This is a genomic window from Endozoicomonas sp. YOMI1 (assembly GCF_024606345.1).
Taxonomy (GTDB): domain Bacteria; phylum Pseudomonadota; class Gammaproteobacteria; order Pseudomonadales; family Endozoicomonadaceae; genus Endozoicomonas.
In genome coordinates this window covers 1-14,907 of sequence record NZ_JAHHPM010000096.1, presented here as the reverse complement: position 1 = coordinate 14,907, position 14,907 = coordinate 1, and the positions used below count along the sequence as shown (strand labels likewise).

Annotated in this window: 9 protein-coding genes and 1 CRISPR repeat array; all 9 genes read right to left on the bottom strand. The window is 49.9% G+C overall.

Features of this window, described 5'->3' with window-relative positions; all coding sequences use genetic code 11:
- Positions 1-133 precede the first annotated feature (133 nt).
- Positions 134-4,015: direct repeats of the CRISPR family, unit length 29 nt; unit sequence CGGTTCATCCCTGCAGGCGCAGGGAACAC.
- Positions 4,016-4,122: 107 nt separating this feature from the next.
- A complete protein-coding gene (gene cas2e, locus KDK15_RS03520) occupies positions 4,123-4,410 on the bottom strand; it encodes a type I-E CRISPR-associated endoribonuclease Cas2e (protein ID WP_257293982.1) in 288 nt (95 codons plus the stop codon).
- A 1-nt stretch (position 4,411) separates the two neighbouring features.
- Positions 4,412-5,332: a type I-E CRISPR-associated endonuclease Cas1e gene (gene cas1e / locus KDK15_RS03515; RefSeq protein ID WP_257293981.1), complete on the bottom strand. Its 921-nt coding sequence runs from the start codon at positions 5,330-5,332 to the stop codon at positions 4,412-4,414.
- A gap of 31 nt (positions 5,333-5,363) precedes the next feature.
- Positions 5,364-5,984 carry a type I-E CRISPR-associated protein Cas6/Cse3/CasE gene (gene cas6e / locus KDK15_RS03510; RefSeq protein ID WP_257293980.1) on the bottom strand — a complete coding sequence of 207 codons (621 nt, stop codon included), beginning with the start codon at positions 5,982-5,984 and terminating at the stop codon, positions 5,364-5,366.
- Positions 5,971-6,636 carry a type I-E CRISPR-associated protein Cas5/CasD gene (gene cas5e / locus KDK15_RS03505; RefSeq protein ID WP_257293979.1) on the bottom strand — a complete coding sequence of 222 codons (666 nt, stop codon included), beginning with the start codon at positions 6,634-6,636 and terminating at the stop codon, positions 5,971-5,973. Before cas5e ends, cas6e begins: the two co-directional genes overlap by 14 nt.
- A gap of 2 nt (positions 6,637-6,638) precedes the next feature.
- Positions 6,639-7,856 carry a type I-E CRISPR-associated protein Cas7/Cse4/CasC gene (gene cas7e / locus KDK15_RS03500; RefSeq protein ID WP_257293978.1) on the bottom strand — a complete coding sequence of 406 codons (1,218 nt, stop codon included), beginning with the start codon at positions 7,854-7,856 and terminating at the stop codon, positions 6,639-6,641.
- A gap of 36 nt (positions 7,857-7,892) precedes the next feature.
- Positions 7,893-8,342 carry a type I-E CRISPR-associated protein Cse2/CasB gene (casB, locus tag KDK15_RS03495; RefSeq protein WP_257293977.1) on the bottom strand — a complete coding sequence of 150 codons (450 nt, stop codon included), beginning with the start codon at positions 8,340-8,342 and terminating at the stop codon, positions 7,893-7,895.
- Positions 8,343-9,863, bottom strand: coding sequence for a type I-E CRISPR-associated protein Cse1/CasA (gene casA, locus KDK15_RS03490; RefSeq protein ID WP_257293976.1), 1,521 nt, complete (start codon positions 9,861-9,863; stop codon positions 8,343-8,345).
- Positions 9,864-9,935: 72 nt separating this feature from the next.
- Positions 9,936-12,632: a CRISPR-associated helicase/endonuclease Cas3 gene (cas3, locus tag KDK15_RS03485; protein ID WP_257293975.1), complete on the bottom strand. Its 2,697-nt coding sequence runs from the start codon at positions 12,630-12,632 to the stop codon at positions 9,936-9,938.
- A gap of 285 nt (positions 12,633-12,917) precedes the next feature.
- Complete coding sequence (locus KDK15_RS03480; RefSeq protein ID WP_257293974.1) at positions 12,918-14,675, bottom strand: hypothetical protein; 1,758 nt, start codon at positions 14,673-14,675, stop codon at positions 12,918-12,920.
- Positions 14,676-14,907 lie beyond the last annotated feature (232 nt).

Sequence of the window (14,907 nt, the reverse complement as noted above, 5' to 3'; positions counted from 1 at the left end):
GTTCAAGTACGGTTCTGTGAGCGCCTGAGGGGGAGGTTCCCTTGGGCGACTCGACCATGCCGGGTGCTGTGGGGAGGGTTGGAGAAAGACCAGCCCTTACCCGATTTCGAACGTGTCAAATGCATCGGAAAGTCGGTTCATCCCTGCAGGCGCAGGGAACACACTCGCCGCTAATCTCCGACAATTCAGCAAGGCGGTTCATCCCTGCAGGCGCAGGGAACACCGTATTTATCATGCGCTAGCAGAGCAACAGCTCGGTTCATCCCTGCAGGCGCAGGGAACACCAGATGGAACCACCCAGTTTGAGGGTTGCGGCCGGTTCATCCCTGCAGGCGCAGGGAACACATTTCAGGACATATTCAACCGCGCCCCCCGGTCGGTTCATCCCTGCAGGCGCAGGGAACACATAAAAAATCTGTGTTGCTCTATTAGCCTGATCGGTTCATCCCTGCAGGCGCAGGGAACACTTTTAATGCATAACTATTCAACTGAAAATGGACGGTTCATCCCTGCAGGCGCAGGGAACACAATTTGCTGATTGCCTCAAGATCAGCAACCGACGGTTCATCCCTGCAGGCGCAGGGAACACCATTATCGCTGGCTATATAGTAATCACCGGGCCGGGGTTCATCCCTGCAGGCGCAGGGAACACGCAAATACTGATCAACCTTAGTCCGAATATCCGCGGTTCATCCCTGCAGGCGCAGGGAACACACCAAAACGTCATCGGTTTCAGTTGTCTGACTTACGGTTCATCCCTGCAGGCGCAGGGAACACGACAATACGCCCGCCTTTTAAGTATTTATAACCGGTTCATCCCTGCAGGCGCAGGGAACACCGGTATCCATAGCCGCGCCATTTCCTGACCCGCGGTTCATCCCTGCAGGCGCAGGGAACACCCCTGTTTATACGAGTCCAAGCTGTTTTGTGCCGGTTCATCCCTGCAGGCGCAGGGAACACGTTAGACTCAATATTCATTTGTTTTTTTCTCTCGGTTCATCCCTGCAGGCGCAGGGAACACAAAAAAGAGGGATTCAAAAAAGCAACGACGAACGGTTCATCCCTGCAGGCGCAGGGAACACTTCTCTATAGAAACGGGTCTGAAGCACTGCACCGGTTCATCCCTGCAGGCGCAGGGAACACCGGAGTCCCGTCGTGATGCGGCTCCCTAATCACGGTTCATCCCTGCAGGCGCAGGGAACACACCTCGCCTTTGCTAGGCTCGCGGCTTACGAACGGTTCATCCCTGCAGGCGCAGGGAACACTTCGGGCTGAATAAAAGTAATAAACGACGGATCGGTTCATCCCTGCAGGCGCAGGGAACACGCTTCTCAATTATTCGAAAATCGGGAAAATGCCGGTTCATCCCTGCAGGCGCAGGGAACACTTCCAACGTCTCACCCGCCAACTCAAACGCCGCGGTTCATCCCTGCAGGCGCAGGGAACACACGGGATCCACTTTCCAAAGCTCAGCAAGCCCCGGTTCATCCCTGCAGGCGCAGGGAACACCGGAAACCTATCTGAAAACCTACGGGTTGGAGCGGTTCATCCCTGCAGGCGCAGGGAACACTTTATTCAGCTCAGCAATGGCAGAGATAGCGGCGGTTCATCCCTGCAGGCGCAGGGAACACCGCTCTGGCTCATTTTCCAAACTTTTAAACAGCGGTTCATCCCTGCAGGCGCAGGGAACACGTCATGTTCTGCACCGTGGGCCTGTAACGATTGCGGTTCATCCCTGCAGGCGCAGGGAACACGTGATTGACAGCGCTCCTGCTAAGGCCGGTGAGCGGTTCATCCCTGCAGGCGCAGGGAACACAAATAAGACATGCTGAGCGTTTAAATAGTGAACGGTTCATCCCTGCAGGCGCAGGGAACACGGCTCATGTATTCCATTTTGGCGGCCTCAATCCGGTTCATCCCTGCAGGCGCAGGGAACACGTGGTTACTCAAACCCTGCGGCAAAAGAGAACCGGTTCATCCCTGCAGGCGCAGGGAACACATACGCGGGAGAAGGGGTAAGCGTGGCGTCGGCGGTTCATCCCTGCAGGCGCAGGGAACACGCAAGGGACTCATCTTTTAGCTGGCGGTGAATGCGGTTCATCCCTGCAGGCGCAGGGAACACAGGCCATTAGACAAGCACCTCCATCAAATAAACGGTTCATCCCTGCAGGCGCAGGGAACACAACCACGGTTTATCGTCTTGTGGAACCGGGTACGGTTCATCCCTGCAGGCGCAGGGAACACCCGAACCCTAGCCCAAACCCTACATAACCAGTCGGTTCATCCCTGCAGGCGCAGGGAACACTTCACCTCCCGCGCTAGGATCTGGTGTATTTTCGGTTCATCCCTGCAGGCGCAGGGAACACCCGCATACGCCCGATCATAACGAACCTCCACCCGGTTCATCCCTGCAGGAGCAGGGAACACCGAAGGTTATGCGTTTCTTCGCCCAATTGCAGCGGTTCATCCCTGCAGGCGCAGGGAACACTCTCCGCTTTTATTTTTGCGAGCGCCTTCACGCGGTTCATCCCTGCAGGCGCAGGGAACACCCCCTTACGTTTCATGAACGCCTGCATCCTCTCGGTTCATCCCTGCAGGCGCAGGGAACACCCATCACGGCTGGCTTCTTCATAGTTCACCACCGGTTCATCCCTGCAGGCGCAGGGAACACCTCATGTATTCCATTTTGGCGTCCTCAACATCCGGTTCATCCCTGCAGGCGCAGGGAACACTTCTGTATTCGCAGTTTTAAAATCCCCCAGAACGGTTCATCCCTGCAGGCGCAGGGAACACAGTTCACTATTTATGCTGATAATAAGTCCGTTCGGTTCATCCCTGCAGGCGCAGGGAACACGGCTGGGCATCTATCAGATAGCGACAAATATGCGGTTCATCCCTGCAGGCGCAGGGAACACTTACGCCCATCTCCTGACCAAGCTGCAGTTGACGGTTCATCCCTGCAGGCGCAGGGAACACTTCTTCCCTGTGTACCGGGATTTCACGATCGGCGGTTCATCCCTGCAGGCGCAGGGAACACTCTACCGACATGCAGTGTTTCTGTCATACCGGCGGTTCATCCCTGCAGGCGCAGGGAACACCTAAGCTGATCTGGGGTGTCGCTGACGAAGTTCGGTTCATCCCTGCAGGCGCAGGGAACACCAATTAACGCATAATCAATAAACGGTCGAACACGGTTCATCCCTGCAGGCGCAGGGAACACCGCCAGTGACTGTTTTAGATTGTCGCTGATCGCGGTTCATCCCTGCAGGCGCAGGGAACACGGTCTGAGCCATTCCGGCAACTCGCCGCCGTACGGTTCATCCCTGCAGGCGCAGGGAACACACGAACAGAATATCCTGGCCGTACTTGCCGATCGGTTCATCCCTGCAGGCGCAGGGAACACAATGCCCGTTATTATTGTGTCGATCATAAAAACGGTTCATCCCTGCAGGCGCAGGGAACACTTTCAATGCTCGCCTCAGCTGCCCCGCCGTCACGGTTCATCCCTGCAGGCGCAGGGAACACAGCTGGACAGTCGCCGCCGATCTGCTGACAAACGGTTCATCCCTGCAGGCGCAGGGAACACGCGGCCTTTGCGTTTCATGAACGCCTGCATACGCGGTTCATCCCTGCAGGCGCAGGGAACACAGTTGACTGGTTTTTTTTTAATTGCCGGAGTTCGGTTCATCCCTGCAGGCGCAGGGAACACGTTAGCCAATACGTCGATATTGGTAACTTTTTCGGTTCATCCCTGCAGGCGCAGGGAACACATCTGGCTCACAGTCAAAATCATCCTCTGATTCGGTTCATCCCTGCAGGCGCAGGGAACACCAATGCCCAGCCAGCACCGCGGCCCCTATTCTCGGTTCATCCCTGCAGGCGCAGGGAACACCTGATAATGCGCCAGTATCAACCCCTCGAACCCCGGTTCATCCCTGCAGGCGCAGGGAACACTGAACAGTCCGGGCTTTACTGTGAGGGCGAGACGGTTCATCCCTGCAGGCGCAGGGAACACCCTAAAAAAATACACCATTAAATCAAAAGGTTGCAAGACCTAAAATTTCCACCAGCAAATTCATCAAAAATTCGCTGTAAATATTCCCTTGTTAAAGAACAGGTTGATTATTCTTCCGATTGAAAAAGAACCAGCCTTAAACCATCTTCTTCTATTGGTATTCTTCTATTTGTGCCGTAGGTTTGAAAATCAAATCCGGATTCTGTGTTGGTTGCCCAGGCCATAGCCACGTTGCCTTCCTCAGCAAGCGCATTTATCTGTTCCCAAATCATTTCCCTGATTCTTATGGACACATCTCCAACGTACACACCGGCTCGAATCTCCAGAAGCCAGACAGCCAGTCTCCCCCTTAATCTTGGTGGTACATTTTCAGTCACCACAACCAACATACTCATTTCAGCTGCTCCTATGACCTGTATCACCTATCGAAACAGGCTCAGGAATCGCCGGTGGTTGTGCATCTTCCGGCGGAGGAGGTGGCGTAATTTCTCCCGCTGCCAGAATCTCTTCAATGGTAGGAATGATTTTTTTCAGTAGTCGTGTTTTACGAAAACTGTCGCGACAGGCAATACGTACATCCCTGTCCGGACTGTGGGTACCCTTGGCAGCAACCTGAAACGCCACCGGCACCACTGTTTCGAATTTGAACAGATCAGCAATGTCATACACAAACGCTTTGGGCTTACCGGAATGAATAAAACCGATAGCAGGCGCATATCCCGCCGCCAACACCGCCGCCTCAGTAACGCCGTAGAGACAGGCTGTCGCGGCACTTAAACATTTGTTGATGGTGTCTCCTGATTCCCAGTCCTTAGGGTCATAACTTCGCCCCTTCCATTCCACACCGTATTGTTTTGCCATCAGCTGATACGTTTTTCTGACTCTGGCACCTTCGAGGCCTCGCAGCTGATCAACTGAGCGACGGGAAGGGGCTGGTTCACCAAAACGAAATTCGAACATCTTGCGAACGACTTTCAGTCTCAGCTCTTCATCCAGGGCCAGTTTTGCCTGATAAAGCAACTTATCTGACCTTGCACCACCCGGCTGACCGGCAGAGTATAGTCGAACACCGGATTCTCCAGTCCAAATCAATAGTGTCCCGGTCGTTGCCGCCAGTTTGACGGCAGCATGGGATACCCGTGTACCCGGTTCGAGCATAATACAGACGACAGATCCCACAGGAATATGTTTTCTGTCACCTTTGACTTCATCAACCACAACGAAGGCCCCATCACGAACATCAATACGACCTTTGCTGACAAACACCATGGACACCCGGTCTTTGATCGGGATGGGTTTTAGTGGGATAAACGACATACAACCTCCTTGTCATTGTTATATTTTAGACTTAACCATTAGCCAGACTTAACAGCCCCATGCCAAAAGATTTGGCTGGCCCTATTCCATCAGCCACAACTATCTGGAATGCTGCCGGATCATTCACCAACAACACACCCTCAAACAACACCGGCTGCACCTTGCCACTGCGTTTTTCCTGTACCTTACGGAAGTAAAGTGGATTTTCTTGCACTATATTCACTGCCTGTAAACGGGCTCCGGCTTGCCTGAGTTTACTGCTTAGCCATTGCTGCTGCTCTTCTTCCCTGATTAAAGGTACTCTAACCGAACGGATATGCGTTCTACCGTTACGAGTTACCGTACCTTTACGCTCATCCTTAACCGCCTTGACCGGATTACACCGTAGTCGGAATCGCAGTTGCTGACCCTCCTGAAATTGATAATTAACCACTTTGGTTGCCAGGCAACGAACGTGCTCACCACTTCCAGTCGGTTTTAAGTGTGACTGCATTAATACCTGAGCACCAAACGCACGACTCAGGCTTTCTACACGAAACAGAAAGGAGCGGTTATCATCCGGTCGATCAGGAAACAATTGCCATAAAGCCCGGTGCAATTCGTAAGCATTGTTACTCTTTGCAGGTGCAATATGCACTTTAGCCAGATACATCACATCCCTCCTCTGTTGTCAGCACCTGTACATGAACTCTCCTATTAGCAAACTGCCTTGGTTGTTCAGTGATGGGGGCATCCCTGAGTTGCAGTTGGTGGTTACCTGATGCTTCTTCGTTGTAGACCGTACCCGCTACAGGTTTAATTTTTATCAATGCGGCCAGCGCATCTTCGGCTTCAATCATGTCCTCAAACAAGGGACGAACCAGCGGACAGCTGCGTCGCCCCAGCACCGGAGTAAAAACAGGTTTGCATATAGCCTGCTGTAATTGATGCAGAGAAATACTGGCTTCTGCCAAATTCCAGATGGCAATAGTGTATTTGGCATCTTGCCAGTATTCGCGCCAGGTCTGGATGGTCTCATGGCTTTTCAGGCCCTGATAATCCACCCGTGCATCCTTCACGGTGTGATAATCCGTCATTTTTATCGGCCTGTGTTTGCCTTGATCAACACGTACTGCAAAGCCGACGCTTGTCGCCAGTTGGCGTTGTCTTTCACAGTCCGCACGGTCAATACCAAGACAGGCTCCCAGAAGCCCCAGCAAGGCACTTCGCCCCGGAAAAGCCTCCGATGGTCGTAACCCTTCAAAGCTGTGTTTACCCCAGCTTTGCAAGGGACCTTCCAGTTTCAGAATCAAATGCTGTCGCATTATCAACCCTCACCATTGTTTTGAACCCACTGTTTCAGTGCAGGTAAGGACTCAATAGCAGTAATACCTTGAGGAAGTTCAACGTCTTCAAGCACCCATTCGGCACAGCAATCATCCAGACCAAACCCTACTGACAGTTTTTGCCAATGGTCATGGAGTTCCTTTATTGAAGGACGGCGAAAACCATCGCCGGTTTCCTTCACAGGGCTTTCAAAGGCATTAGCCAGGGACAGTGGCTGGTCAGAAAAACTAACCAGTGCCAGATCAGCCAGATTATGGGCAGCAAAACTTTGTTGTTTGGCAGAAGGCACTTCAGTGGCGAGCATATGTAATACATGGGCAGCAATTTCCAGCGCCCGTTCACGGGAAGCATCACCCAGATTTTTTTGTAACTGCTGAAGGTTCAGGCTGGCATAACGATAAAAAACGCCAGAAGAAAATTCCTGAGTGTCCAGATGGCCAGATCCCATTTCCTGCAAGTCATCCACGGCAGTGAACCAGTCGATATCGGCATCAACAGCGTGGGTGGTGATGGAATGGGCCACTGCAAGGGCGCCTTCGACATTGGTCATTAAACCCGATGTTGCCATTCGACCCGACAACGCAATATCTGTTGCACGTCCACAAGCTTTTACCATTATTTCAGTGCGCTCTTTTAGCTCCCGTTTTACTATTTTTGCCAAGAAAATATCTTTAACTTGATCATCAGATAATCTCGGTTTCTTTGCCGTTGCCTTTCGTTTACCCTCTTTCTCTATGGCTTTTACCAGTGACACGTGATCCTTTTCATTTAAATCAGACTCATAGATTTCCTGAACAAGCTCACAAAATGTTTTAAACTCTGAGACAGACCAAGGGGCTACTGCTGTTTTCTTTTGTGTTGTTTCCTCGTCCGATTCCATACCATCATCTGAGTCATCTATCACCTTACTGGAAAAAAGCTCTACACTTTTAGCAATCCATTTTTCATCAATTTTTGGGGCCAACTGAGTTAATTTTTTCGCCAATAACTCCAGTTGCCTGGTACGAATTGATACTTCAGGAAAATGCTCCTGATAATACTCACTGGTGCGCATTGCACGTTTCAGGCTCTGGCTGGAAACGCGCACACGGCGTTTACCACCGAAAATAGCCGACTTCTGCATATTCATGTCATCCCGGTTAAGGCAGGATGGGCTATGAGAAATCAGGATATGAAAATTAATAAAATTCTTATTCATAAGACTGCCCTTTTTAATGTTGTGTAAAAAAATGGTTCACTGCGACTCTTTCTGATGCAGAAAGAAATTTTCCAGCAATTTTTGTTTTTGTTCCGGTTTATCCCAGCGCAATAGCAGCCAGGCTGTTTGAGAAAAGTCGACTACTGGGTTTACCTGTTGCAATAAACGCCGCAACTGAATCAGATCATTCGGTTCCTGTGAGCGAATCACCATGAACAGGCGTTTTTCCCTGGCACCAGCCTCAGCCAGAGCTTTACCCAATGAATCGCCACCGTCCCGATGCTTCAGGTGCGGCAAACAGTAAACCAATCTCCGGATATTCTTGTGGCTGCCATAACCTCGTGTTAAACGATAAAAGGCGGGGATTTCAATAAGGTCATCGGGTGCTGCAACCCTGCGCAACTCGGCTTTGAAGCCAGTACCCAAATCATCATAGCGACTCCACAGCCGGATGAAATCCTGAGACTTTTCATTAGAAGATTGCATTTAATTCTCCTCTGTAACCACAGGCTGAAGGTCAGCCAGCAATTTATTCAGACTGCGTCGGGCCAATGCCAGTGCTTTGAGCATTTTGGGTTCCTGGCGGTAGGGTTGTGTGAGCTGATCAAACAGTGCCAGCACGGTTTGCTTCAGTTGAGAGTGCAGGCGATCCATAGCTGGTAATGGCTCACTGAAACTGATACCAGCAAATATGTCCTGCATCCACTGTTCGGTTTGCTGGAAATAGAGGTCATCCCCAGACTGACAGAGATTCACTCCAGCACCTTTGATCTCTCTGTTTTTATCCTTAATGCCTACTGCAAAGAGATAGAGAGCCTTACGCAAAGCCGTTTTATACCCCAGACCTGTCTCTATAATGTGATGGATCACCTCACCATGTTCAGCCCAGCCATCCGCAAGACTGAAAAACTCATGGTGACGCTCCAGCACAGTTGCCTGATTGTTTCTATAACCACCGATAATAAATTGTAAATACTTCTGCCTGATCAAATTGTCATCCCTGATCTGTATCAGTACAGGCGCAGGGTTTTGTCCTTCTTTTTTGGATTCCATTGCTACAACCAAACGACTTAGTTGAGTCCAGCCCGGTGCTGTGGTAGTAAACGACGGAAACTTTTCTTCTCTTTTTCCTTTGGCAATCTTGAAGGAGCGGGCTGACAGTGGGTGAGGCCAGACACCTTCTACCGTGTAATTGAACTTGGCTTTATTAAACCCCTTATACAATGGCGCAGTGACATTACAGACGCTACAGCAACCAGTATCTTCAGCAGGCAAGAGTTCAAAATGTGCTGGTTGCCACAGTAAACCACGGTTAAGGCCGATATTTGTTGCACAAATTTTCTCACCTGCTTTCACGGTATCTACATAGTTTGGAGCCTGTTGTGCAGTAACCTTGTACCACGGCATGACAGAGTTATTCAGTCGGTCCTGATGCAGCACATTCAGCCATACTGTTATGCGCAGATCAGGCCCTGTAATCAGTTGCGTAATCGGTGTACTACCGCGCAAACTTCCCTTGAACCCTCCACCCATACTGGGGCAATTATTGGCCATATTAAACAAGGCTATCGCCGTACAACTGCCACAGAGCCCTTCCGCTAATCCTTGAGGATTAATAAAGGTTTTATTGGTACCGTCTGCCACACCTGCCAGCAGCTTATCCATCGGAGTCGGTTCGCTCGCCTTAACTCCACGAATTTGCATAAAGGGTGTATCCGGGTGATTCAGGTCAAACCAAGCCTTTTTATCCTCCACGCCAGTCAGAAATACATCGGTAGGCAAAGGCTTTTTGAGCCTGGCCAGCAACTCCTTTCGATTAAATGGTGTGAAGCAAACCTGAGTTATGGCTACCAATAATTGCAGACAAGCCAGCTCCAGGTCATCACGGGGTAGACAAAGATCGCCTTTTTTCTCCCCACATAAAAGTTGCTGGTACGTGATTCGCAGCCGGGCTCCTTCGTACTGGACGGGAATCCACGGTTCAGTAAGTAATGAGAATGGCTTCAATTTTTTTGTCCCTCCAGATTGACAACCAGTGCAATAATCAAGGCTCAACATTCACAACACCCTGTTACAATTTCATTTTTTTGTGCGCCGAAAACCAGTTTCCGGAAAATAGGTGTACTCTGCCTCTCCCCACTGCCCCCGGTAGCCCTGCTCCACGAACTCCATTTCCAGCCAGATCAAACCGTCCTCATCCATATCAGGCAGTTGCCCTTCACTTTTTTTCTTATTCCAGCTGGCGGGTATTCCGAGACTATTCAGGCTGATTTTTTCAAAGCGGTCACTTTTATCCAACTCATCAATCACCGAACCATCCAGCAAGCAACGTTTACCTACGGGATTACAAGTGACCGGAACAAGTGTCAGATTCATTTCACCGTCACGGGTTACCGCAGAAATATGATTATCAGTATCTGCCAGCGCATTAATACCGGATTTAATTAACGTTTGTGCACCCATACGCTGGCTTTGCTGATGGTCAGCAAAATCCTGATGTGATTTCATAACCCAATCTGGTTCACTCCCCCAGTCATCTTTATCATAAACCGGTTCAATCCACTCCCGGTATGCGCGAGGAAATTCAACAATATTACCGGACTTAACCAATAACTGCTGAGTCCGCCACAGTATGCGACTATCACCGTATATCAATGCATGCAGCTGATAGTCTTCAGATTCCGGTGGAACCAACACAGTACAAAGGGGCTGATCAAATCCGTCCGGGCGCTTGTGCTTGCTTTGATGACGATGCAGTCGCCCCCAACGTTGGAATAACAGGTCAATTGGGCATAATTGACTGATCATCCAGTCCATATCTGCATCAATAGAGCACTCAAACACCTGAGTACTTACCAATATATGCCCTTGCTGTCGCTTACCTTCGGGGCCAAACAGCTCAAGAACTTTGTCTTCTTTCTTCTGACGGTCAGCAAACACAAAGCGGGAGTGAATCAGAATCAGCTGCTCTTCATTCAGGCGCCCTGCCGCTTTTTCCCGTAACTGGTGTAAAGACTGCTGAGCTACATCAACAAGGTTGCAGATAAAACAGACCTGGACACCCTGCTCTGCCGCAGTAATCATTCGTTCCAACAAGCCATCATCAGGCAACAACTCTGATACTGTTTGCAGTTCAATATTGACACGCGTTGTGGCGGGTTGCTGCCGGGTGTCAAGTGAGAAGTGTCGTTGCTTCTGACCATAGTTGGTTATCAGTGGGTAAGGTGCATCAACAGGATATTCGAAGCGGCCAGGCACTTTTTTTCCAGCCCAGGCCGCCATCAGCTGCTGCTTTTGATAATCCGGCAAAGTTGCAGATAACAAAATTGCCGAACCTTCCACTGCCCGCTGCTGTTTCAATACTTCTTCCAAAAGGCCGTACATATAAGCATCATAGGCATGCACCTCATCGATGATGAGAACGCTGCGCCCAATACCAAAGCCGCGGACAAATTTGTGTCGCACCGGCAACACTGAAACCAACACCTGATCCACTGTACAAATGCCGATCTGCCCTAAAAAAACTCTTTTTTTACTTTCAGCCAGCCATTGAGCACATTGCACTCTGGCTTCCTCTTCCCCCTGTGCAGGGTGTGAGTTGAATGCTTGTTTAAGATTGATAAAATGCTCTTGAAATCCTGCCCGACCATGAGCCAGCACCGCATTGATCTGCCCTTCAAAAATAACAGGTGCAGCTTTTTCTATACGACCCAACATAGCATTCGCTGTCGCCTGAGTTGGCAGAGCGAACACAATACTATCTGCAAGGTTCTGTTGGATTAATTGCCAGGCATGAGCCAGAGCGGCTTCTGTTTTTCCAGAACCAGTCGAGGCCTCTATTAACGTCAGACTCCCAGTTAGCGGTAACTGCTTCACCAGACACTGAACTTGCCGTGGTTGATATCCTGCCTCTAGAAAATTCTGAACAGCAGGGTTGTCACGACTTTGATAACCGGTAATACCTGCACGATGAAGCAATCGTCTGGCAATCGGCAAACGAGATTTAAACCAGTCTTGTAGATTATCTATTGGCTGGCTTTCAAACTCAAAATCACCCTCACCACTGGATGAACCCAACCAGTCAGAAACTGAACAAAAACCAGCCAGCAACGTCCCGTCAGCCAGAAATGGTGGATCATCTTCCAGTGTCAGCGCGACAGGTTTTAAAAACAGAAACTCCAGAGCCTTCAACCACTCCAGGCGAGCCTGTTTCAATAATGCCAGTCCCTGGGCGCTGACCGAACCGGGTAAAAAAGTAAAGTTGTGGTTATCTTTGTCGGAGTTATCGGCCATGGTTCCATGATGCCCCGCTACCGGCCCCAGCCAACTAAACCACGCATCCCAGCTTTCATTATCGTCATCATCGAAAAAATAACTGTCCGCATCTTCGCTTGCAAAACGAGCATGTAAGTCTTGATATAACCAATAAACACCGGCTGGCCCGTGATAATAATCATTGATATTTTTTTTAGGAACGCGAGGCTGAAAGCAACTTGCCTCAGGATTAACCTGCCACCAGACAAGTTTTGCTTTTAATTGAAAACGAAGATCAAATTTGCCCAGATCGTGCAAAGCAATAAAAAAAAGCAACCAAGCCTGAGTCTGTTTATCTGACAAGCCACTTTGGTTACAAAACTGACGGCGGAGCGACGCAGATGCTTGCCACCAGGCCTTAGCAACCGCAGCTACATCAAGACAATGATAAACCAGCAAGTGATAACTGCTTTTATTGTTATGATTCTTACTCGCTTTGCCCCAATAATTGTAGAAAGACACGCCTGCTTCCATTCTATGACAAGAGTTTCACATTATAGGGACTGAATATTTGAATAACATGCTGCGCATCAATGTTTGACAGGCTTTCATTGAATTGAAATTCAGATAGCCGGTATTCATCTTCTAAGGAATTGTCCCGGAATAAGTTCCGCATTTGACTGAGCCTTCTTAGGCTCGCTGGCTGTTGGCCGCAGCACAAACGGCCTGCCTTTTTCGGGCAGCGGGTGGCGGGAAGCGGGCAGTGCTTACTGAAACGACGAAGAGCCGGTTATTGAGATACTTGAGCTACTCCCTTTTGATCATTTTCTGAGCTGCTGCTATTTTTTCTTCTGTCCAGCGACCTACCTGTGTTGTCAGGCTACGCTCTTCGTCGGCAAGCTCAAGGAGTTCTCCATAATCTTCCCATGTGTCTTCATTAACAGCATCAAGATCATCGTAGGTTTTCCTGACGGTCTGCAGCCGTTCAAGGGCCTCGCTTTTCCCGGTCACGAAATCCTCCAGTAACTGTCGTTTCTCGCTGTTATCTGGGTCTGGACGCTTGCCACTGTCGCCTGTTTTTGATTGTTGTAATAAGAGCTGAAAGGCAAGAAGATCCCCCTTACCCATGTCGAGCCTGACTTTCTGGTCTTGCCAGGGCTCCTCAACGGCAAAATGACGGACGATTTCGGTATATAAACTACCAAACAGTTCCAGCTTCTTAGTGTTGTCCAACGCGTTATTGTTCAATAGCAGCTTTTCACAACTATCCAGCCGTAGCAGTGCATCGTTCAGCTTCTTCTTTCTCGTCTTCTTCTTATAGCCGGGCAGCTGTTGTTGTTCAGAGAGAGCAACGGTTGCTATCACACTTTCATGCCTATATTTCTCTTTATCGTTCAGCGGTGACGCCTGAATGATGGTTTGCAGTCTATAAAAGGCGTCTATGCTCAAGTCAGCAGCGCTGTCCCGCCACTCTTTGCTGCTGCTCCGTGTCAGAAATAAATTGAGCTCGGTACGGAACTCCTGGCCTGCAGCTGCTTCGGCCCTGGAAAGCGCTGTGAATTTCCTCTGGTCGGCAGGGGACTGTTTACCCATATCCCCTTTTTTCTGCCGCCATTCTGTTATTGCCGTTTTTGCCTTTTGCCATTGCGTCCTGAGATCTTCCAACTCATCAAGCGCTTCTCTGGTCGGATTTAGTTCGATATTTTTCAGCCCGATCTTTCCGGAGTTATATTTGTCTTTTCGCAATGATTTAAGCTCTGTTGCGCCCAGCGATTCCCCTGCTGCTATTTCCGATTCAATCGTCTGCGTCTGGTACCCGGAATCATTGGTACCCTCGAGGTCTGCCAGCTGGTCAGCATACTGCTCCCTGATATCCTGATACAGGGTGTCATCACCGGTTGACTTAGCGGCTTGCCATGTCTCCGTGGTCGCTGTGGGCAGGGTATTGCCAGATCTGGTAGTTACCATGGTCAGGCTTTCATCTGGCATCTGATCGCTATTGTCAACCGGCAGCTCCGGTAATGGTCTTTTGTATTGCTCAAGAGGAGGCAGTAGCAGACGATTGCTTTTCATTGGCGTCTGCTTATTATGATGGACAAGTGGTGGCAGCGGCCTTCTGTGTTTTTTCGAGAGTGGCTTGTTATGTTTACCCGGCGGTGGTGGTAGCGGCCTGCTATTTTTCGAAACGGGATGAGAGGTGGGGTTGTCACTATTGTCACCCGGCGGCTTTGGCAGTGGCCGTTCAGGGCGTATTTTGTGCCCGGATTCCTGTTGTTTATCAACATTAACAGGTTGCTTTACTTTCGGACTGCTCACGGGTGTGGTGACTTCGACTTTCCTCTGCCGGAGGAGAAACCCCGGCACCTTTGAGATCACAAAAGCTTTTGCGGCCTTTGCGATTTTTGTAGCCTTTACCGATACAGATTCAGACGGTTCATGGACCGATATCTGACAATGGACGAATCTTGCTCTGGCGGCGTTTTTGCGCTGTTTGTTATTGTCGTCAGACTGATGGATGCCGGGCTGGACAATGTGTTGAGTGGTAGAATTGTTGATTTGTGGCATAGAGATCCAGTCCCCCTTGTGCCTGATCTGCAACCTATTACCTGTTTGCCATATCCGTTAAAGCAGTTTGCATGATTATCGGCGATTGTCAGAGATAATCCATTGTGTTTATCGATTGTCGATCTCTGCGGGGGGTGCACTGATCGACAGGTTCGGCCAGACCCGGTGTTTGTCAACCTAGGAGGCTGTCCGAGAATAGCGCCCGTAGCGAGGATGGCAGAAAATTGAGGAT

Bases quoted from the DNA above. Each gene is read 5' to 3' on its own strand.
- cas2e (WP_257293982.1), bottom strand. From the start codon at position 4,410: ATGAGTATGTTGGTTGTGGTGACTGAAAATGTACCACCAAGATTAAGG.
- cas1e (WP_257293981.1), bottom strand. From the start codon at position 5,332: ATGTCGTTTATCCCACTAAAACCCATCCCGATCAAAGACCGGGTGTCC.
- cas6e (WP_257293980.1), bottom strand. From the start codon at position 5,984: ATGTATCTGGCTAAAGTGCATATTGCACCTGCAAAGAGTAACAATGCT.
- cas5e (WP_257293979.1), bottom strand. From the start codon at position 6,636: ATGCGACAGCATTTGATTCTGAAACTGGAAGGTCCCTTGCAAAGCTGG.
- cas7e (WP_257293978.1), bottom strand. From the start codon at position 7,856: ATGAATAAGAATTTTATTAATTTTCATATCCTGATTTCTCATAGCCCA.
- casB (WP_257293977.1), bottom strand. From the start codon at position 8,342: ATGCAATCTTCTAATGAAAAGTCTCAGGATTTCATCCGGCTGTGGAGT.
- KDK15_RS03480 (WP_257293974.1), bottom strand. From the start codon at position 14,675: ATGCCACAAATCAACAATTCTACCACTCAACACATTGTCCAGCCCGGC.